This is a genomic window from Pseudomonas alcaligenes (genome assembly GCF_014490745.1).
In the GTDB taxonomy this organism is placed as follows: domain Bacteria; phylum Pseudomonadota; class Gammaproteobacteria; order Pseudomonadales; family Pseudomonadaceae; genus Aquipseudomonas; species Aquipseudomonas alcaligenes_C.
Window position 1 is genome coordinate 3658185 of the sequence record NZ_LZEU01000001.1, and the last position, 19660, is coordinate 3677844.

At 64.8% G+C, this 19660-nt stretch carries 18 protein-coding genes; 13 read left to right on the top strand and 5 right to left on the bottom strand.

The genetic code is table 11. The features are described 5' to 3' along the window. The first annotated feature begins 3 nt into the window (after window positions 1-3). From A9179_RS16665 to cysN, 3 genes are all read left to right on the top strand, one after another. Window positions 4-915, top strand: a complete 912-nt coding sequence (locus tag A9179_RS16665; RefSeq protein WP_187807329.1) for an extracellular catalytic domain type 1 short-chain-length polyhydroxyalkanoate depolymerase — start codon at window positions 4-6, stop codon at window positions 913-915. Window positions 916-1094: 179 nt separating this feature from the next. Beyond that, on the top strand, window positions 1095-1994 hold the full coding sequence (gene cysD / locus A9179_RS16670; RefSeq protein WP_187807330.1) for a sulfate adenylyltransferase subunit CysD: 900 nt from the start codon (window positions 1095-1097) through the stop codon (window positions 1992-1994). Then, the gene (gene cysN, locus A9179_RS16675; RefSeq protein ID WP_187807331.1) at window positions 1994-3895 is read left to right on the top strand and encodes a sulfate adenylyltransferase subunit CysN; all 1902 of its coding nucleotides are present in this window, start codon (window positions 1994-1996) and stop codon (window positions 3893-3895) included. Before cysD ends, cysN begins: the two co-directional genes overlap by 1 nt. 53 nt (window positions 3896-3948) lie before the next feature. On the opposite strand, the gene A9179_RS16680 is transcribed toward cysN, so the two are convergent. Continuing rightward, window positions 3949-4113, bottom strand: a complete 165-nt coding sequence (locus A9179_RS16680; RefSeq protein WP_187807332.1) for a rubredoxin — start codon at window positions 4111-4113, stop codon at window positions 3949-3951. A gap of 186 nt (window positions 4114-4299) precedes the next feature. Between A9179_RS16680 and A9179_RS16685 the strand changes: the two genes are divergently transcribed. After that, entirely contained in the window at window positions 4300-4494 is a 195-nt protein-coding gene (locus A9179_RS16685) for a hypothetical protein (protein WP_187807333.1), read from the top strand. A gap of 107 nt (window positions 4495-4601) precedes the next feature. After that, window positions 4602-6074, top strand: a complete 1473-nt coding sequence (locus A9179_RS16690) for an inorganic phosphate transporter (protein ID WP_187807334.1) — start codon at window positions 4602-4604, stop codon at window positions 6072-6074. Window positions 6075-6139: 65 nt separating this feature from the next. Here the strand turns inward: A9179_RS16690 and A9179_RS16695 are convergent, their stop codons facing one another. Beyond that, entirely contained in the window at window positions 6140-7630 is a 1491-nt protein-coding gene (locus A9179_RS16695; RefSeq protein ID WP_187807335.1) for a helicase HerA-like domain-containing protein, read from the bottom strand. 132 nt (window positions 7631-7762) lie between these two features. Here A9179_RS16695 and A9179_RS16700 point away from each other — a divergent pair, with 132 nt between their 5' ends. Then, complete coding sequence (locus tag A9179_RS16700; RefSeq protein WP_187807336.1) at window positions 7763-9640, top strand: methyl-accepting chemotaxis protein; 1878 nt, start codon at window positions 7763-7765, stop codon at window positions 9638-9640. Here the strand turns inward: A9179_RS16700 and A9179_RS16705 are convergent, their stop codons facing one another. Next, window positions 9641-9844: a hypothetical protein gene (locus tag A9179_RS16705; protein ID WP_187807337.1), complete on the bottom strand. Its 204-nt coding sequence runs from the start codon at window positions 9842-9844 to the stop codon at window positions 9641-9643. A 44-nt stretch (window positions 9845-9888) separates the two neighbouring features. Further along, on the bottom strand, window positions 9889-10740 hold the full coding sequence (gene purU / locus A9179_RS16710; RefSeq protein WP_187807338.1) for a formyltetrahydrofolate deformylase: 852 nt from the start codon (window positions 10738-10740) through the stop codon (window positions 9889-9891). A 368-nt stretch (window positions 10741-11108) separates the two neighbouring features. Between purU and mvaT the strand changes: the two genes are divergently transcribed. Next, window positions 11109-11483 (top strand): histone-like nucleoid-structuring protein MvaT, encoded by a 375-nt coding sequence (mvaT, locus tag A9179_RS16715; protein WP_187807339.1) that lies wholly within the window; start codon window positions 11109-11111, stop codon window positions 11481-11483. Between the two features lie 68 nt (window positions 11484-11551). Here mvaT and sbcB read toward each other — a convergent pair whose 3' ends face one another. Continuing rightward, window positions 11552-12982 carry an exodeoxyribonuclease I gene (sbcB, locus tag A9179_RS16720; RefSeq protein ID WP_187807340.1) on the bottom strand — a complete coding sequence of 477 codons (1431 nt, stop codon included), beginning with the start codon at window positions 12980-12982 and terminating at the stop codon, window positions 11552-11554. A gap of 171 nt (window positions 12983-13153) precedes the next feature. Between sbcB and A9179_RS16725 the strand changes: the two genes are divergently transcribed. The 6 genes from A9179_RS16725 to A9179_RS16750 all read left to right on the top strand — a co-directional run bounded on the left by A9179_RS16725 (window position 13154) and on the right by A9179_RS16750 (window position 19656). Further along, window positions 13154-13975: a hypothetical protein gene (locus A9179_RS16725; RefSeq protein WP_187807341.1), complete on the top strand. Its 822-nt coding sequence runs from the start codon at window positions 13154-13156 to the stop codon at window positions 13973-13975. A gap of 91 nt (window positions 13976-14066) precedes the next feature. Continuing rightward, window positions 14067-14789 carry an RDD family protein gene (locus tag A9179_RS16730; RefSeq protein ID WP_187807342.1) on the top strand — a complete coding sequence of 241 codons (723 nt, stop codon included), beginning with the start codon at window positions 14067-14069 and terminating at the stop codon, window positions 14787-14789. Further along, window positions 14786-15766, top strand: a complete 981-nt coding sequence (locus tag A9179_RS16735; RefSeq protein ID WP_187807343.1) for a stage II sporulation protein M — start codon at window positions 14786-14788, stop codon at window positions 15764-15766. The genes A9179_RS16730 and A9179_RS16735 overlap by 4 nt, the downstream gene beginning before the upstream one ends. Beyond that, entirely contained in the window at window positions 15753-17339 is a 1587-nt protein-coding gene (locus A9179_RS16740; RefSeq protein WP_187807344.1) for a DUF4129 domain-containing protein, read from the top strand. The genes A9179_RS16735 and A9179_RS16740 overlap by 14 nt, the downstream gene beginning before the upstream one ends. Beyond that, on the top strand, window positions 17336-18622 hold the full coding sequence (locus tag A9179_RS16745) for a DUF4350 domain-containing protein (protein ID WP_187807345.1): 1287 nt from the start codon (window positions 17336-17338) through the stop codon (window positions 18620-18622). Before A9179_RS16740 ends, A9179_RS16745 begins: the two co-directional genes overlap by 4 nt. Further along, entirely contained in the window at window positions 18619-19656 is a 1038-nt protein-coding gene (locus A9179_RS16750) for an AAA family ATPase (RefSeq protein WP_187807346.1), read from the top strand. Before A9179_RS16745 ends, A9179_RS16750 begins: the two co-directional genes overlap by 4 nt. Window positions 19657-19660: the final 4 nt, after the last annotated feature.

The following is a 19660-nucleotide window of genomic DNA, read 5'->3' on the forward strand; positions in this document are numbered from 1 at the left end:
GCAATGCGACCAACCCTGCTCAAGACCTTTCTCCTCGGCCTGTTCTTCGCCAGCCTGCATGTCCTGCACGCCGGCGCCGCCGAAGAAGGCACGCTGTACGACCTCAACGTCAATGGCAACGAACGCAGCTACAAGCTGTTCATCCCGACTAACGCGCCTTCCGGCAAACTGCCGCTGATGATCGTCATGCATGGCGGCCTGGGCAATGCCGACGAGACCGAAAGCACCACCGGGATGAACCGCGTGGCCGCCAGCAATGGCTTCATGGTGGTCTACCCCAACGGCACCGGCGGGCGCCTGATGAAGAACCGCCGCACCTGGAACGCCGGCAAGTGCTGCGGCCCGGCCGTGGAGCAGCAGGTCGACGATGTCGGCTTCATCGACCAGATGCTCGGCGACATCGAACACCACCACCCGCTCGATCGCTCGCGGGTCTATGCCACCGGCATCTCCAACGGCGCCATGATGGCCTACCGCCTGGCCTGCGAGCTGCCCCAGGACATCGCCGCGATCATCCCGGTTTCCGGCACCCTGGCAGTGAACAGCTGCCCCGGCGCCAAGACTATTCCAGTGCTGCATATCCACGGCTCCAAGGACAGCAACGTGCCCTACGCCGGCGGCATGGGCGAGCACGCCATTGCCGGGGTCGCCCATCGCTCGGTGCCGGATACCCTGCAGATGATCGCCAACGCCCATGGCTGCAACAGCGAAAGCGAGCAGACCCTGAGCGACGGCTCCGAGCTGACCAGCTGGAACTGCGCCGGCAAGCCGCCCCTGGAGCTGCGCCTGATCCCCGGCGGCGAGCACGTCTGGCCCGGCGGCGACAGCCGGCGCAACCGCAAGCTCTACAGCGGGCATTTCTCCGCCAGCCAGGCAGCCTGGGATTTCGCCAAGCAGTTCAGCAAGAACAACTGATCCCCTTCTTAATAAGGAGGGCATCGCTCGCCAGACGACCCCACCCGCCACGAGGGGGAATTGAGCATGGACGCCATCACGAGCAAGCGTTTACCCTGCGACCCCATGCCGATACCCTCGCCCGGCTTGTCGTCATGCCCGGACAGTCCGTTTCATTTTGCCGCGAGAGGCCACTGCACATGTCCCTGACCCACCTCGAACGCCTGGAAGCGGAGAGCATCGACATCTTCCGCGAGGCGGTTTCCGAAGCGCAGAACCCGGTGATGCTCTACTCGATCGGCAAGGACAGCGCGGTCATGCTGCACCTGGCGCGCAAGGCCTTCTTCCCTTCGCGTCCGCCCTTCCCGCTGCTGCACGTCGACACCACCTGGAAGTTCCGCGCCATGTACGAGATGCGCGAGCGCATGGCCCGCGAATCCGGCATGGAGCTGCTGATCCACCACAACCAGGAAGCCCTGGAGCGCGGCATCAACCCCTTCACCCATGGCTCGGCCCTGCATACCGACCTGTGGAAGACCGAGGGCCTGAAGCAGGCGCTGGACAAGTACAAGTTCGACCTGGCCTTTGGCGGCGCCCGCCGCGACGAGGAGAAGTCGCGGGCCAAGGAGCGCGTGTTCTCCTTCCGTAGCGCCCAGCACCGCTGGGATCCGAAGAACCAGCGGCCGGAGTTGTGGCGCCTGTACAACGCGCGCAAGCTGCCGGGCGAAAGCATCCGTGCCTTCCCGCTGTCCAACTGGACCGAGCTGGATATCTGGCAGTACATCTACCTGGAAGGCATTCCGATCGTACCGCTGTACTTCGCCGAGAAACGCCCGGTGGTCGAGCGCGATGGCGTGTTGATCATGGTCGACGACGAGCGCATGCCGCTGCGTGAAGGCGAGACGCCGGAAATGAAGAGCGTGCGCTTCCGCACCCTGGGCTGCTATCCGCTGACCGGCGCCGTGGAGTCGCAGGCCGACACCCTGCCGGCGATCATCCAGGAAATGCTCCTGGCCAAGACCACCGAACGTCAGGGCCGAGTCATCGACCACGACAGCAGTGGTTCCATGGAGAAGAAAAAAGTCGAGGGATACTTCTGATGAACGCCCATACCCAGCTCATCGAAGAGGATATCGAGCAGTACCTCAAGGCGCACCAGCACAAATCCCTGCTGCGTTTCATCACCTGCGGCAGCGTCGACGACGGCAAGAGCACCCTGATCGGCCGCCTGCTCTACGAGGCCAAGGCCCTGCTGGAAGACCAGCTCAGCGCCCTGGAAAACGACTCGAAGAAACACGGCACCCAGGGCGGCGACCTCGACTTCGCCCTGCTGGTGGACGGCCTATCCGCCGAGCGCGAACAAGGCATCACCATCGATGTGGCCTACCGCTTCTTCGCCACCGAGAAGCGCAAGTTCATCGTCGCCGACACCCCCGGCCACGAGCAGTACACCCGCAACATGATCACCGGCGCCTCCACCGCCGATGTCGCGGTGATCCTGATCGACGCACGCAAGGGCCTGCTGACCCAGACCCGCCGGCACAGCTACCTGGTCTCGCTGATTGGCATCCGCCGGGTGCTGCTGGCCGTGAACAAGCTGGACATGGTCGACTATTCCCAGGAAGTGTTCGAGCAGATCGACGCCGACTACCGCGCCTTCGCCAGCAAGCTGGGCATCGAGCATATCCAGAGCATTCCGCTGTCCGCCCTGCGTGGCGACAACATGACCAGCGCCAGCAGCAACACGCCCTGGTACCAGGGCCCGAGCCTGATGCACTACCTGGAGTCGGTGGAGATCGACGGCGCCCAGGCCGACGCCCCGCTGCGCATGCCGGTGCAGTGGGTCAACCGCCCCAACCTGGACTTCCGCGGTTTCTCCGGACGCATCCTCGGCGGCAGTGTGCGCCCCGGCGACGCCATCCGTGTACTGCCGTCGGGCAAGACCAGCACCGTGGCACGCATCGTCACCCTCGGCGGCGATCTGCCTCAGGCCGTCACTGGGCAATCGGTGACCCTGACCCTCAGCGACGAAATCGATGTCAGTCGTGGCGACGTGATCGCCAGCGCCGACGCACCGCCCGAGGTGGCCGACCAGTTCGAGGCCACCCTGGTGTGGATGAGCGAAGAGCCGATGCTCCCCGGCCGCCCCTACCTGATCAAGCAGGGCGCCAGCACCATCGGTGGCGCACTCGGTCAGCTCAAGTACCAGATCGACGTCAACAGTCTCGACCAGCTACCGGGCAAGACCCTGGAACTGAACGAAATCGGCGTCTGTACCCTGAGCCTGGATCGCGCCACCGCCTTCGACGCCTACGCGGAAAACCGCGACATGGGCAGCTTCATCGTCATCGACCGTTTCACCCACCAGACGGTCGGCGCCGGCATGCTGCACTTCGCCCTGCGCCGCTCGCAGAACATCCACTGGCAAGCGCTGGAAGTCGACAAGGCGGCGCGCACCCGCCTGCACGGCCACAAGCCCTGCGTGCTGTGGCTGACCGGCCTGTCCGGAACCGGTAAGTCGACCATCGCCAACCTGCTGGAGCGGCGCCTGCATGCCATGGGCGTGCACACCTACCTGCTCGACGGCGACAACGTCCGCCACGGCCTGAACAAGGATCTCGGCTTCACTCCCGCCGACCGGGTGGAAAACATCCGCCGCATCGGCGAAGTCTCGAAGCTGATGGTCGATGCCGGCCTGCTGGTGATCAGCGCGTTCATCTCGCCCTTCCGCTCCGAGCGCGAACTGGCACGCAACCTGGTGGAAGACGGCGAGTTCATCGAGATTTTCGTCGACACCTCACTGGCCGAAGTGGAGAAGCGCGACCCCAAGGGCCTGTACAAGAAGGCCCGGCGCGGCGAGCTGAAGAACTTCACCGGCATCGACTCGCCCTACGAGGCGCCCGAGGCACCGGAAATCCACATCGAAACCAGCCGTTACAGCGCCGAAGCCGCCGCCGACCATATCGTCGAGCAGCTGCGCCAGCGCGGCCTGATCTCGTAACTGCGGCGCCGCACCGGCACAGCCTGGCCCCGTGACGCGGAGCCAGGCTGCCGTCACAGCTCGATCATCGAGAAGTCGGCCTTGCTCGCCCCGCAGTCCGGGCACAACCAATCCGCCGGGATATCCTCCCAGCGGGTACCCGGGGCAATGCCTTCGTCGGGCAAGCCCAGCGCTTCGTCATAGATAAAGCCGCAGATCACACACTGCCATTTCTTCATCGGTGCCTCCTGCAAATAGGCAGAACACAGACCTCGGCCAGCTCGCCTCCAGCAATGCCTGGAAACGCCTGCCAGCCTGGAAAATGAGCACCCGATCATTATAATCGCCGCCGCCCAGCCTTGAATTGCCGGGCACCTGGCCAATACTTGGCTCTACCAAGCAGCAGCAAGCAGCACGGTGACTATGTGACGAAAGACGAACTGCGCGCCGAACTGGAGCGACAGGCGCAACGTTACAAGGATGTATATGGCGGCGAGGTGGTCACCTACGCCGCCCAGCCAGACCCCGAACGGCGCCCCTGGCGCAAGAAAGCCAGCCTTCTGGATCAAGCCTTCCAGCAGGAACTGCAGAAAATCGAACAAGCTCGCGAGACGGACTGAACGCCTCCAGCACGGTCGACACCGGGCAACCAGCCGGCAGATAAGCGCTTGGTTCACCGCCCATATCTGGCATAATCGCCGCCCCTTCATGAGCCTGTCATACATTCATGTTCGAACTATTCAGCGGGCTTGATGCCTGGCTGGTGCTGAGCCTGGTGCTCGCCCTGGCATTCGTCCTCACCTTCGAATTCATCAATGGCTTCCACGACACGGCCAACGCCGTGGCGACGGTGATCTACACCAAGGCCATGCCGCCGCATCTCGCGGTGATCCTCTCCGGTATCTTCAACTTCCTCGGCGTATTGCTGGGCGGTGTGGGCGTGGCCTATGCCATCGTCCACCTGCTGCCGGTGGAGCTGCTGATCAACGTGAATACCGCCCATGGCTTGATCATGGTGTTCTCGCTGCTGGCCGCGGCCATCACCTGGAACCTCGGCACCTGGTACTTCGGCATTCCGGCGTCCAGCTCGCATACCCTGATCGGTTCGATTCTCGGTGTCGGCCTGGCCAACGCCCTGCTCACCGATATCTCCCTGAGCGACGGCGTCAACTGGCAGAAAGCCATCGACATCGGCATCTCCCTGGTGCTCTCGCCGCTGGCCGGCTTCATCGTCGCCGCCCTGCTGCTGCTGACCCTGAAGCGCTGGATGCCGACGCCCAAGGTGCACAGCACCCCGGAAGTGCGCAAGGAAACCAAGGGCAAGAACAAGCCGCCGTTCTGGAACCGCCTGGTGCTGATCCTCTCCGCCATGGCGGTGAGCTTCGTGCACGGCTCCAACGACGGCCAGAAGGGTATCGGCCTGATCATGCTGGTGCTGATCGGCATCGTGCCGGCCAAGTTCGTCCTCGACCTCGGCAGCACCACCTACCAGATCGAGCGCACCCGCGACGCCGCACTACACCTGAACGACTTCTACCAGCGCAATGCGCCGACCCTGACCGAGTACCTGGCGCTGGGCAAGACCGGCAACACCGAGCTGCCCAAGCAGTTCCGCTGCGATCCGAAACTGACCGAGCCGACCATCAACGCCCTGCTCGGCACCCTGGACGGGGTCAAGGACTACCACAGCCTGAGCGAGCAGCAGCGCATCGATATCCGCCGCTACCTGCTGTGCCTGGACGACTCGGCGAAGAAGGTCGGCAAGCTGGATAACCTGCCGGCCCGCGAGAAGGCCGACCTGGAGAAACTGCGCAAGGATCTCACCGCCACCACCGAATACGCGCCCTTCTGGGTGATCCTGGCCGTCGCCCTGGCGCTCGGCATCGGCACCATGGTCGGCTGGAAACGCGTGGTACAGACCGTCGGCGAGAAGATCGGCAAGCAGGGTATGACCTATGCCCAGGGCATGAGCGCACAGATCACTGCCGCCTGCGCCATTGGCCTGGCCAACATCTACAGCCTGCCGGTATCGACCACCCACGTGCTGTCTTCCGGCGTGGCCGGCACCATGGTGGCGAACAAGAGCGGCCTGCAGGGCAGCACCGTGAGCAACATCCTGCTGGCCTGGGTACTCACCCTGCCCTCCTCGATGGCGCTGGCCGCCGGTCTGTTCTGCGCGGGTTCCTACCTGTTCGGCTGATCGCGACAGAGCATCGAGCAAAGAAAAGGCGCCCATGGGCGCCTTTTTTCATGGCCGCGCCACGCTCAGCGGCGCTTGCCACCTAGCAACGAGCCCATCAGGCCACGCACCAGTTGCCGACCGATCTGGTTGGCGGCCTGGCGCACTGCCGTTTTCATCACCTGACTGGCCAGGCTGCCGAGCAGCTCGCCGGCCACACTGCCCAGCCCCGGCTCGTTGCTCGCCTTGCCTGCCGGCGCCGACTGTGGCGCCTCGGGGGCAGGCTGGGCCTGGCGCGCCATCAGCAGCTCATAGGCCGACTCGCGATCCACTGGCTTGTCATAGCGCCCGGCCTGCGGCGAACTGCGCAGCAGCGCCGCCCGCTCGGCCTCGCTCAGCGGGCCGATGCGCGACTGCGGCGGCGCGATTGCCACACGCTGCACCATGGCCGGTGTGCCCTTTTCTTCCAGGGTACCGACCAGCGCCTCGCCGATGCCCAGCTCGGTGAGCACGGCCAGCGTGTCGATCGCCGGGTTGGGGCGGAAACCATCGGCCACCGCGCGCAGAGACTTCTGCTCCTTGGCGGTGAAGGCGCGCAGGCCATGCTGGATGCGCAGACCGAGCTGAGCCAGGATGTCGTCCGGTAGGTCGCTCGGCGACTGGGTGACGAAGTACACCCCGACGCCCTTCGAGCGGATCAGCCGCACCACCTGCTCCAGGCGCTCCTGCAAGGCCCGCGGGGTATCGGCGAACAACAGGTGCGCCTCGTCGAAGAACAGCGCCAGCACCGGCTTGTCGGCATCGCCGCGCTCCGGCAGCTGCTCGAACAGCTCGGCCAGCAGCCACAGCAGGAAGGTCGCATAGACCTTCGGCGCTTCATGCACCAGGCGACTGGCATCAAGCAGATGAATGCGCCCGCGACCATCGCGATCCGGGTGCAGGATGTCTTCCAGCTGCAGGGCCGGCTCGCCGAACAGCGCCTCGGCGCCCTGCTGCTCCAGGGTGGCCAGGCGGCGCAACAGGGCCTGCGCGGAAGCCCCGGCGAACAGCGCGCGATCCTCGCCGAGCATCTCCGGGTGATCCTTGAGATGGTTGAGCAGCGCCTTGAGATCCTTGAGATCGAGCAGCAGCAAACCTTCGCGATCAGCCACCTGGAACGCCGCATACAATGCCGCCTGCTGGCTGTCGGTCAGCTCCAGCAGGTTGCCCAGCAGCAGCGGGCCCATTTCGCTGAGGGTAGTGCGCAGCGGGTGACCGCTCTTGCCCGCCACATCCCACAGGGTCACCGGGTAGGCTTGTGGGGTGTGATTGAGCCAGGGCATGCCGGCAATGCGCTCGGCGATCTTGCCCTGTGGATTGCCGGCGGCGCCCAGGCCACAGAGGTCACCCTTGATATCGGCGGCGAACACCGCCACGCCGGCATCGCTGAACAGCTCGGCCAGGCGTTGCAGGGTCACCGTCTTGCCGGTACCGGTGGCGCCGGCCACCAGGCCATGGCGGTTGGTCAGGCGCAGCGCCTGAGCGACGGGCTGCCCTTGCGGGTCGGCACCGAGAATGAACGAATCGTTTGCAGGCATCTTGCCATCCCTCGGGCTAAAGCTTTACTGCAGTTATGTCGCTATAGAGGTTGCACGCACGCGAGCAGGCTCACAAGGCAGGCCGCCAATTCCAACAAGACTGCTGCCAGAACCCATCGGACGCAAGTAACCATGACCCAGAACCTGAAGTTCAGCCACAAGATCCTCCTCGCCGCCTCACTGGTGGTGATCGCCGCCTTCTCTCTATTCACGCTGTACAACGACTACCTGCAACGCAACGCGATCAAGGAAGATCTGGAAAGCGAACTGACTAGTCTGGGCGAAGTGACCGCCAGCAATATCCAGAACTGGCTGTCAGGACGCATCCTGCTGGTGGAGAACATCGCCCAGTCGATCCATGCCGACACCAGCCAGGACAGCCTCAACCAGCTGCTCGAGCAGAAGGCACCCGCCTCCACCTTCGCCTTCACCTACCTGGGCTCGGCCGACGGCACCTTCACCATGCGCCCGGAAAGCGCCATGCCCGACGGCTACGACCCGCGCACCCGGCCCTGGTACAAGGACGCCATGGCCGCCGGCGGCTCGACCCTCACCGAACCCTACGTGGATGCCGCCACCAGCGAGCTGATCATCACCATTGCCACCCCGGCAGGCGGTGCCGGCGTGGTCGGTGGCGACCTCAGCCTCAACACCCTGGTGCAGATCATCAACTCGCTGGACTTCGACGGCATGGGCTACGCCTTCCTGGTCAGCGCCGACGGCAAGATCCTTGTCCACCCGGACAAGAAGCTGGTGATGAAGAGCCTCAAGGAAATCTACCCGCAGAACACCCCGAGCATCGGCACCGGCTTCTCCGAGGCCGAACTGGACGGCGTGCCGCGCATTCTCACCTTCACCCCGGTCAAGGGCCTGCCCTCGGTCAACTGGTACATCGGCCTGTCCATCGACAAGGACAAGGCCTATGCCGGCCTCAGGGAATTCCGCGCCTCGGCGATCATCGCCACCATCATCGCCGTGGTCATCATCATGATCCTGCTGGGCATGCTGATCCGCGTATTGATGCAACCGCTGCTGATGATGGGCAAGGCGATGCGTGACATCGCCCAGGGTGAAGGCGACCTGACCAAGCGCCTGCCAATCCAAAACCGCGACGAATTCGGTGAGCTGGCTGCCTCGTTCAACCAGTTCGTCGAGCGCATCCACGGCTCGATCCGCGAAGTGTCCTCCGCCACCCAGCAGGTCAATGAAGTGGCCAAGCTGGTGGTCAACGCCTCCAACTCGTCGATGGTCAACTCGGATGAGCAGGCCAACCGTACCAACAGCGTGGCGGCCGCGATCAACGAGCTGGGCGCCGCCGCCCAGGAGATCGCCCGCAACGCCGCCGACGCCTCGCACCAGGCCTCGGATGCCCGTCACCTGGCCGAGGAAGGCAGCCAGGTACTGCAGAAGACCATCAAGGCGATGAACGAGCTGTCGAGCAAGATCAGCGCCTCCAGCACCAACATCGAGGCGCTCAACAGCAAGACGGTGAACATCGGCCAGATCCTCGAAGTGATCAAGAGTATCTCCGAGCAGACCAACCTCCTCGCGCTCAACGCCGCCATCGAAGCAGCACGCGCCGGCGAAGCCGGACGCGGCTTCGCCGTGGTCGCCGACGAGGTACGCAACCTGGCCCACCGCACCCAGGAGTCGGCGCAGGAAATCCAGAAGATGATCGAGGAACTGCAGGTCGATGCCCGCGAATCGGTCAGCACCATGACCGAGAGCCAGCGCTACAGCGAGGAGAGCGTATCGATTGCCAACCAGGCCGGTGAGCGCCTGGGCAGCGTGACCCAGCGCATCGGCGAGATCGACGGCATGAACCAGTCGGTGGCCACCGCCACCGAGGAACAGACCTCGGTGGTCGAGGCGCTAAACATGGACATCAACGAGATCAACACCCTCAACCAGGAAGGTGTGGAAAACCTGCAGGCCACCTTGCGCGCCTGCGGCGACCTGGAGCAACAGGCCTCGCGCCTGAAGCAGCTGGTCGACAGCTTCCGTATCTGACTACTGGCGCGCGGGCCTGGCCTGCGCCTCAGTCTCCTCGGCGGGAGCGTCCTGTTCCTGCCGCAGCTGCTCCCAAAGCTCGGCGGCACCGGCAAACTCGGTGCCATCCTCGGGCTGCAGCGCCTCCAGATCGTAACGACTGAGACAACCCTCGCCCACCGTGGGCGGCGGCTTGGCCGTGGCGCGTTTCAGCGGATCGCTCATCGGTGGGCTCCCTCGTCAGGAGCGCCCGCACAGGGCGCGCCAGGTCAGTCGAATACCACGGTTTTGTTGTCGTGCACCAGCACGCGATCTTCCAAGTGATAGCGCAGGCCGCGGGCCAGCACCATCTTTTCCACGTCCTTGCCCAGGCGCACCATGGTTTCGATGCTGTCGCGATGGGTCACGCGTACCACGTCCTGCTCGATGATCGGACCGGCATCCAGCTCCTCGGTCACGTAGTGGCAGGTCGCGCCGATCAGCTTGACCCCGCGCAGCGAGGCCTGGTGATAAGGCTTGGCCCCGACGAAGGACGGCAGGAAGCTATGGTGGATGTTGATCACCCGCCCGGCATAGTCCTGGCACAGCTGCGGCGGCAGGATCTGCATGTAGCGCGCCAGCACCACGGCATCGGCCTGGCATTCGCCGACCAGCTGGGCGACCCGGGCAAACGCCGGCGCCTTGTCCTGCGGATTGACCGGCACATGGTGGAAGGGAATGCCGTGCCACTCGACCATGCTGCGCAGGTCGTCGTGGTTGGAGATCACGCAGGGAATGTCGCAATCCAGCTCGTCGCTGTGCCAGCGGTGCAGCAAGTCGGCCAGGCAGTGCGACTCGCGGCTGGCCATCAGCACCACGCGCTTCTTCTGCGCCGAATCGGTGATGCGCCACTCCATGGAGAATTCGCGGGCAATCGGCGCAAAGGCCTGGTGAAAGCCGGCCAGATCGAACGGCAGGGAATCGGCGCGAATCTCATGACGCATGAAGAACCAGCCACTCTGGGTATCCGAGTGATGGCTGGCCTCAGTGATCCAGCCGTTATAGGTGGCCAGAAAATTACTGACCTTGGCGACGATACCAACGCCATCTGGGCAGGCGATTACCAGCCGAAAAGTGCGCATACAGGAAACTCCAGAAACTTCGCAAGGGCGCCATTCTAGCCACTGCGCGAGAAAACTTCAGTATTGCCGGCAGCTTAGGATCCGGCTGCCACGGCAATCACCCGACAATTGCGCAACAATCCGCCAGGCCCATTGAAAGTCTGGCGCCGCCCAAAACCGTGGAAATACTGTTAAACCGCTATGACATGCAGATGAATAAGGCGGCAGCCGGGCGATAGCAACACTCCAACTAACAGGCGCAACAACGGGAATATTGCTTAACGCTTAATTTCTGCAAAACTTTTCCGACATATTTACTTGCCTTGTATGCCTGTCTATTATTGCTATCACTTAAGCATCGCCACCCGCCCATAATAAGGTAGAGCCCAATGTCCCTGATCAACGAATACCGCGCCACCGAAGAAGCCATCAAGGAACTTCAAGAGCGCCTGAAAAACCTCTCGCAAGACGACAAGCTGAAGAAAGAGCTGGAATTCGAAGGCAAACTGCGCACCCTGATGGGCGAATATCAGAAGTCCCTGCGCGACATCATTGCCCTGCTCGATCCGGATGCCAAATCCGCCAAGGCTCCGCGTGCCGCCAAAGCCACCGGCAGCAAGCGCGCGCGCAAGGTCAAGCAGTACAAGAACCCGAACACCGGTGAAGTGATCGAAACCAAGGGCGGCAACCACAAGACCCTGAAAGAGTGGAAAGCCAAATGGGGCGCTGCCACCGTTGAAGGCTGGGCCACCCTGCTGGGCTAAGCAATACCCCCAATAAAAATGCCGGCTTTATGCCGGCATTTTTATTTTCCGTGTTTATTGCCGCTGCGTTACAGGGCATAACGCTCGCGCACTCTTTGCACATACGCCTGCCAGCCCTGCAATACCGCCCGCTGCGCTTCGTCGGCCAACGCCCATTCCTGTTTCAGCGCCTCGTCGAAGCCCGCCAGGGTATTCGGCGCGCCATACTGCGCATCACTCAGGCGCAAGCGGCAGAAACTTTGCCAGCGCTCCATTTCCGCCGCCTGCAGCGACGCCGGGAAGTTGCGCGCGCGATAGCGGAACAGTAACTCCGGTAAACGCTCATCGGCAAATGCCCAGTCACCACGGGCCAATTGCTCGGCACTGGCCTGGCGCACCTGATCACAGATACGTCGATCGCGTGGTTCGAGAAAACCGGCATAGAGCTGTTGTTCCGGATCGTCCACCCCAGCGAATTCCTCGTCGGCGTAGATATCCGCCAACTTGGCTTGCCAGTTCGCCTGCGTATCGCGCAACTGCCCGGCACGCCGCTGGCATTCGTCCAGATCCACTTGCAGGCGGCCCAGGTCTTCGCTGCGCAGCACCTTGAGCGGCGCCGCCACCGGGCAACGGTTGATATGCAGCAGCTTGAGCGGCACCGGCAGTTCGCCGTCGAGCAACGCCTCGCGCCGGGTGTACAGGCGCTGGCGCAGGGTATGCCCATCCAGTTCCAGCAGCGGCTGCAGATCGGCCTGCAGGTCGCAGACGATCAGGGCATTGCGATTGCGCGGGTGCCAGGCCAGCGGCAAGACCACCGCCAGGTAATGGCGCTCGCCGGCAAAACGCCCGGAGATATGCACCAACGGCTGCAACAGACGGATCTGCTCCATCACCTTGGCCTTACTGCGCAACTGGAACAGGTAGTCGTAGAGCTTCCGCTGGCGTTCACGCAGCAGGCGGGCCAGGGCAATGGTGGCGCGCACGTCGGATAACGCATCGTGGGCCTGGCCATGGTCGATGCCGTTGGCCTGGGTCAGGCGCTCCAGCTTGAGCGACACCCGCCCCTCCTCGTCCCGAGGCCACTCGATACCTTCGGGGCGCAGGGCATACGCCGTACGCATCAGGTCAATCAGATCCCAGCGGCTGTTGCCGCCCTGCCACTCACGGGCATAGGGGTCAAAGAAGTTGCGGTACAGGCTGTAGCGAGTCATCTCGTCGTCGAAGCGCAGGCTGTTGTAACCGGCGCCGCAAGTACCCGGCTGCGCCAGTTCGGCATGCACCCGGGTCATGAATTCGGCCTCGCTCAGGCCTTGCTGCTCCAGCACTTCGGCCGTGATCCCGGTGATCCGGCAGGCCGCCGGGTGCGGCAGGATGTCGTCCGCCGGCCGGCAATAGATATTCAGCGGCTCGCCGATCTCGTTGAGCTGCTCGTCGGTACGAATCCCCGCCACCTGCAAGGGGCGATCGCAGCGCGGATTGATACCGGTGGTTTCATAGTCGTACCAGAAGATCGAGCTCACGTGAGGGCTTCCATAAAGAGCGGCCGGAGCAGTCTAACAGCCGCATAAGGTGGATAAAAAACGCGATAAATCATGATTCTGCTCACGACGAGCTCGTCCACGGCTTGCCGTTATCCTGGCCGCACCGATAGGATGCGCCCCAGGAATCACACTCACACAAGGACAGTACCCATGAGTGACGCTATCGTCCAAAACCCCTATGCCGTTCCCGGCAGCGACCTGCACGAACGCCCGGCCTCCGGCGTTCCCTCGATCGAAGAGGCCCTGAGCCGCGGCTACAACTTCTCCCTCGGCAACCTGCTCGGCGAAGCCTGGAACAAGACCAAAGGCACCAAGCTGGTCGTCTGGGGCGGCCTTCTGGTGTTCTACGGGGCGATGATCGCCGCCAGCCTTGCCCTGCTCGCCATCATGTCGCTGTTCGGCGCCGTTGGCATTGCCGGGCTGGGAATGGGCATGGGAGATAGCGGGGATAGCGTCAGCACCGGCATGATGGCCGCCGGTTTTCTCGGATTCGCCTTCATCGGCCTGACCTTCGGCCTGATACTGACCGCATTGATGTACCCCTTTATCGGCGGCATCAACATGGTTGGCATCCGCCAGGCCGCCGGTCAGCCGGTACGCTTCGCCGAAGTGTTCAGCCATTTCGGCCGCACCCTGCCACTGCTGCTGGCAGCGATCCTGATGGGTGTCCTGATCAGCATCGGCTACGCCGTGTTCATTCTCCCCGGCATCTACCTGTCCTTCGCCCTGATGCTGACCATCCCACTGATCGTCGAGCGCAAGCTGTCGGCCTGGCAAGCTATCGTCACCTCGATCCGGGCAATCAACCAGCACTGGTTCAAGGTGTTCTTCCTCTACATCCTGCTCGCCATCATCCTGATCCTGAGCATGCTGCCGCTGGGCATCGGCCTGATCTGGACCGTCCCGATGTTCATCGTCGCCCAGGGCGTGCTCTACCGCACCATCTTCGGTGTGCTGCCGCCGGCCAACTGAACCGGGCCGAATACCGGGCCGCCACGGCGGCCCGATTGCCTTACCCCCCTGCTGCTGGCTAGCATCAGGCTCCCTTCGACGCAGTAGACCGATGCAGCCGACCCAGCCCGCCTCCACCACGCTCCCAGCCGTGTTGCTGGATACCCGCTACCAGGTGGAAACCCCGGAAGGTATCGACCTGGCCCTGCACCCGGCCGGCCTGATGGTGCGTGCCCTGGCCTTCGCCATCGACCTGCTGATCCGCGGCGCCATCCTGCTGCTGGCCGCCCTGGTGATGGCCCTGCTGGGCCAGTTCGGCGTGGGTCTGGCGACCATCCTGTTCTTCCTGATCAACTGGTGGTACCCGGTGCTGTTCGAAGTGCTCTACCAGGGCCGCACTCCGGGCAAGAAATTCATGGGCCTGCGCGTCGTCCACGACGACGGCACCCCGGTCGGCTGGGGCTCCTCGCTGACCCGCAATCTACTGCGCTTCGTCGACTGCCTGCCCGCCGGTTACTGCCTGGGCGCCCTGAGCTGCCTTTGCAGCCCGGCCTTCAAGCGCCTCGGCGACCTCGCCGCCGGTACCCTGGTGGTGTATCGCGACGAAGACAACCAGCGCCCAGCCCTGCCCGAGGCAGACGCCGAACGCGCCCCCTTTACCCTGAGCCTGGCCGAACAACGCGCCATCCTCGGTTTCGCCGAGCGCCAGGGTGGTCTGTCCGCCGCCCGCCGCAGCGAACTGGCGAGCATCCTCGCCGCCCCCCTGGAGTGCCTGCCGGAGCAGGCCGAAGCCCGCCTCAACAGCATCGCCCGCGGGCTCCTGGGGTCGACATGAAGCAGCACCTCTTCGAACAGCGCCACGCCAATGACTGGCACAGCTTCGCGCAACTGCTCGACAGCCTGGAAAAGGGCAAAGCCGACAGCCAGCGCTGCACCCGCTTCGCCGCCGACTACCGCCACCTTTGCCAACACCTGGCCCTGGCCGAAGAGCGTGGCTACAGCAGCCACCTGATCGATCAGCTGCAGCAGCTGGCCATGCGCGGCCACCAGCAGTTCTACCGCCACCGCAGCCACCTGGGGGCACAGATCATCGGCTTCATCATTGCCGGCTTTCCGCGCCTGGTACGCCGCGAATGGCGCGTGGTGCTCAGCGCCTGCCTGCTGTTCTTCGGCAGCCTGGCCCTAATGGGCCTGCTGACCTGGGGCTTCCCCGACCTGATCTACAGCCTGCTCGACCCCGAGCAGGTGTCCGGCATGGAAAAGATGTACGACCCCGACGCCCGGCGCATCGGTCGCTTCAGCGAACGCGACTCCGGTGATGACTGGATGATGTTCGGCTACTACATCATGAACAACATCGGCATCGCCTTTCAGACCTTTGCCAGCGGCCTGCTGTTCGGCCTCGGCAGTTTGTTCTTCCTGCTGTTCAACGGCCTGATGATCGGCGCAGTGGCCGGCCACCTGACCCGCCTGGGCTACAGCGAGACCTTCTGGTCGTTCGTCATCGGCCATGGCGCCTTCGAGCTGACCGCCATCGCCTTTGCCGGCGCCGCCGGCCTCAAGCTCGGCTGGGCGCTGCTCGCCCCCGGCCGCCTGCGCCGCCGCGAAGCCCTGCGCCAGGCCGCCGGTGACAGCATCCAGCTGGTCGCCGGGGTGATCCTGTTCCTGATCATCGCCGCCTTTATCGAAGCCTTCTGGTCGTCCATGACCTACACCACCCCCACCATAAAGTACTGGGTTGGCGGCGGCCTCTGGCTGCTGGTAATCAGCTACTTCGTATTTGCCGGACGTACCCGCCATGCGCCTGACTGACGCCAGCGTCGCCATTCGCCCGCGCCGCGTCTGGGAAGCCATGGATCTCGGCATCCTCCTGGCCCGTCGCCACGCCGGCCTGCTGATGGCCAGCTGGGCGCTGGTTACCCTGCCGGTGTTCGCCCTGATCACTCTGCTGCTATGGCGGCACCCCACCCTTGCCGCCCTGTTGTTCTGGTGGCTGAAGCCGGCCTGGGAGCGCTTGCCGCTGTACATCCTCTCCCACGCCCTGTTCGGCGACACCCCCAGCCTCAAGCAGGCCCTGCGCGCCCTGCCCGGCCTGCTCAAGCCGCAACTGCTGGCCAGCCTGACCTGGCGCCGCCTCAGTCCGACCCGCAGCTTCGACCTGCCGGTGCTGCAGCTGGAAGGGCTGAAGGGCGATGCTCGCAGCAAGCGCCTGATCGTCCTCGGCCAGCGCTATGCCGGCGGCGCCAGCTGGCTCACCGTGCTCGGCATGCACCTGGAAGGCCTGTTCTGGCTGGGCCTGGTCGGCCTGATCTACCTGATGCTGCCGCAGCAGATCGAACTGAACATGAACTGGCAGCGCCTGATCGACCCCGAGGCCGCCGACTGGCTGTGGCTGGAGCACCTGTCCAACCTGCTCTACGCCCTGGTACTGGTGTTCACCGAACCGCTCTATGTGGCCTGTGGTTTCACCCTCTACCTCAACCGGCGTACCGCCCTGGAAGCCTGGGACATCGAGCTGGCCTTCCGCCGCCTGCGCCAGCGCCTGACCGGCAGCGCCTACGCCCTGCTCCTGGCCTTCGGCCTGTTCACCCTGGCCCCGGCTCCCGATGCCGTGGCGGCCGACAGCGTCGGCACCTGCCCGCTGCCGATCGAAGACCCGCTGGGCCCGGACGCCGCGCGCCTGCAGCAGCAGCCGCTGACCAGCCAGGCCTCTCATGAGGCGATCAACAAACTGCTGGCCGAGCCGCCGTTCGAAAACCGCGAAACGGTGACCCTGTGGCGCTTTGGCGACCAGCAGAAGGCTGCCGAGCAACCCGCCCCGGGCGACGCCAAGGATCTCGCCGAGCTACTCAAGACCCTGCTCCAGTTGGGTAAGTACTGGCAGAGTCTGGATGTGCTTGCCCTGGCCTTCGAAGTCCTGCTGTGGGGCGCGCTAATCTGCCTGCTGGTACTGCTGCTGTGGCGCTACCGCGAATGGCTGCACACCTTCGCCAGCCGCCTCGGCCTGCCGCAGCGCGCCGTGCGCGAGATGCCGAGCCAGCTGTTCGGCCTCGAACTGGCGCCGGAAAGCCTGCCCGACGACATCGCCGGCGCTGCCGAACGGCTGTGGAACGAACAGCCGCGCGAGGCCCTCGGCCTGCTCTACCGCGGCCTGCTCAGCCGTCTGCTGCATGACTTCCGCCTGCCACTGAAAAATTCCCACACCGAAGGCGAGGTGCTGCAACTGGTGCAGCGCCTGCAGCAGGAAGAACTGAACCGCTTCAGCACGGTGCTCACCCGCCACTGGCAGAACCTCGCCTATGGCCACCAGCTGCCCCCGGAACAACTGCGCCGCGGCCTCTGCGAAGGCTGGCGGCGGCTGTTCCCCAGCGGAGCGCCAGCATGACCCGGCGCGCCCGCATTCTCCTCGGCATAGCCGTATTCCTGGCCCTGTGCGGAGTTGGCCTGTACCTGCTGCAACAGCTGCAGCCGTACCAGAAGACCATCAAGCACGGCCCCTCGCCGGAAGCCAGGAGCAACGACTACCTGGCCGCCGAACACTTCCTGCGCCAGCGCCAGATCAGCGTCAGCCGCGCCGACAACCTCGCCATGCTGGCCAAGCTGCCGGCCGCCGGGCACACCCTGATGCTGCTCGGCAGCCGCCACAACATGACCCCGCGCCAGGTGCGCCAGGTGCTCGACTGGGCCGCCCAGGGTGGCCACCTGCTGTTCGTCGCGGAAAGCCTGTGGGACGCAGACCGCGGCAAGAGCGACGACCTGCTGCTCGACAGCCTGGGCATCCAGCAGCAACTCAGCGATGACCTGGACGAAGATGACGACGCCGACGTCGACAGCGCCGAGGACGAGTCAGCCGACGACGGCGAGGAAGCCAGCGAGGCGGAAGACGAAGCGCAGACCGAGGCTTCGCAGGAGGACGACAGCGAGGCAGAAGACCGCGCCGACGCCAGCGAGGACGACCGCTACCCCGAGCTGACCAAGCTGTACCTGGAAAACGAAGAAGCCCCGGCCTACATCGACTTCGACACCGAATTCCATCTGTACGACGCGCAGAACCGCGCCCACGCCTGGGCCAACAGCGGCGACAGCACGCACATGCTCCAGCTCGACCACGGCAAGGGCCTGGTGACCGTGCTGACCGATGCCTGGATCTGGCAGAACGACAACATCGGCCACTACGACAACGCCTGGCTGCTCTGGTACCTGAGCCAGGACAGCCAGGTGACCCTGCTCTACAGCAACGAGCGCGACAACCTGTTCAGCCAGCTGCTGCGCCACTTCCCGGCCGCCCTGGTGGCCCTGGCGCTGCTGCTGGCCCTGCTACTGTGGCATGCCGGCATGCGCCATGGCCCGCTGCGCGCCGCGCCCAGCCTGGCCCGCCGCCAGCTGGAGGAACACCTGCGTGGCGGTGCCGACTTCCTGTTGCGCCGCGTCGGCCAGGCCCACCTGCTGCAGAACCTGCAACGCGACATCCAGCGCCGTGCCCGTCACCGCCATCCGGGCTTCGAACGCCTGGCCGTGGCCGAACAGTGGCAGATTCTCGGCCGCCTCACCCGCCTGCCCACCAGCGCGATCAGCCAGGCCATGCGTCCCGTGGGCACGCATCGGCTATCCGCTGCCGATTTCACCCGCCAGGTCGCCAACCTGCAAACCCTCAGGAATGCCCTATGACGAGCGAACAGACTCCGGAACAACCCAGCAGCGCCAGCCCTGATGCACCGGTAGCGGCCGCCGCCCCGACAGCCTCCCAGCGCCAGCGCGCCAGCTCGATGCTGCAGGCCCTGCGCATCGAGCTGCAAAAGGCCGTGGTCGGCCAGACGGCAGTCATTGACGACGTTCTCACCGCCCTGATCGCCGGCGGCCACGTACTGGTCGAAGGCGTCCCCGGGCTGGGCAAGACCCTGCTGGTACGCGCCCTGGCCAAGTGCTTCGGCGGCGAATTCGCGCGCATCCAGTTCACTCCCGACCTGATGCCCAGCGACGTCACCGGCCATGCCGTGTACGACCTGCAGAGCGAGCAGTTCAAGCTGCGCAAGGGCCCGGTGTTCACCAACCTGCTGCTGGCCGACGAGATCAACCGCGCCCCGGCCAAGACCCAGGCCGCCCTGCTGGAGGTCATGCAGGAGCGCCAGGTAACCCTCGAAGGCCGCGCCCTGACCGTGCCCCAGCCATTCCTGGTACTGGCCACGCAGAACCCGATCGAGCAGGAGGGCACCTACCCGCTACCGGAGGCCGAGCTGGATCGCTTCATGCTCAAGCTGCGCATGGATTACCCACAGGCCGACGAAGAACTCAGCCTGGTACGCCAGGTGACCCGCTCAGCCAAGGCCGACATGCTCGAAGTGGCGCCGCTGCGCACACTGCTGCAGGCCAAGGACGTGCTGGCTCTGCAGAAGATCGCCAGCGACCTGGCCATCGACGACCAGGTGCTCGACTACGCCGTGCGCCTAGCCCGTGCCACCCGCAGCTGGCCGGGCCTGGCCATGGGCGCCGGGCCGCGCGCCTCGATCGCCCTGGTACGCGGCGGCCGCGCCCGTGCCCTGCTGCGCGGCGGCGACTTCGTTTTGCCGGACGACATCAAGGCCTGTGCCCTGGCCGTGCTGCGCCACCGCGTGCGCCTGGCGCCGGAACTGGATATCGAAGGCCTGTCGGTGGATCAGGTGCTGCAGCAGCTGCTCGACCAGACCGCGGCGCCGCGCCTGTGACCGG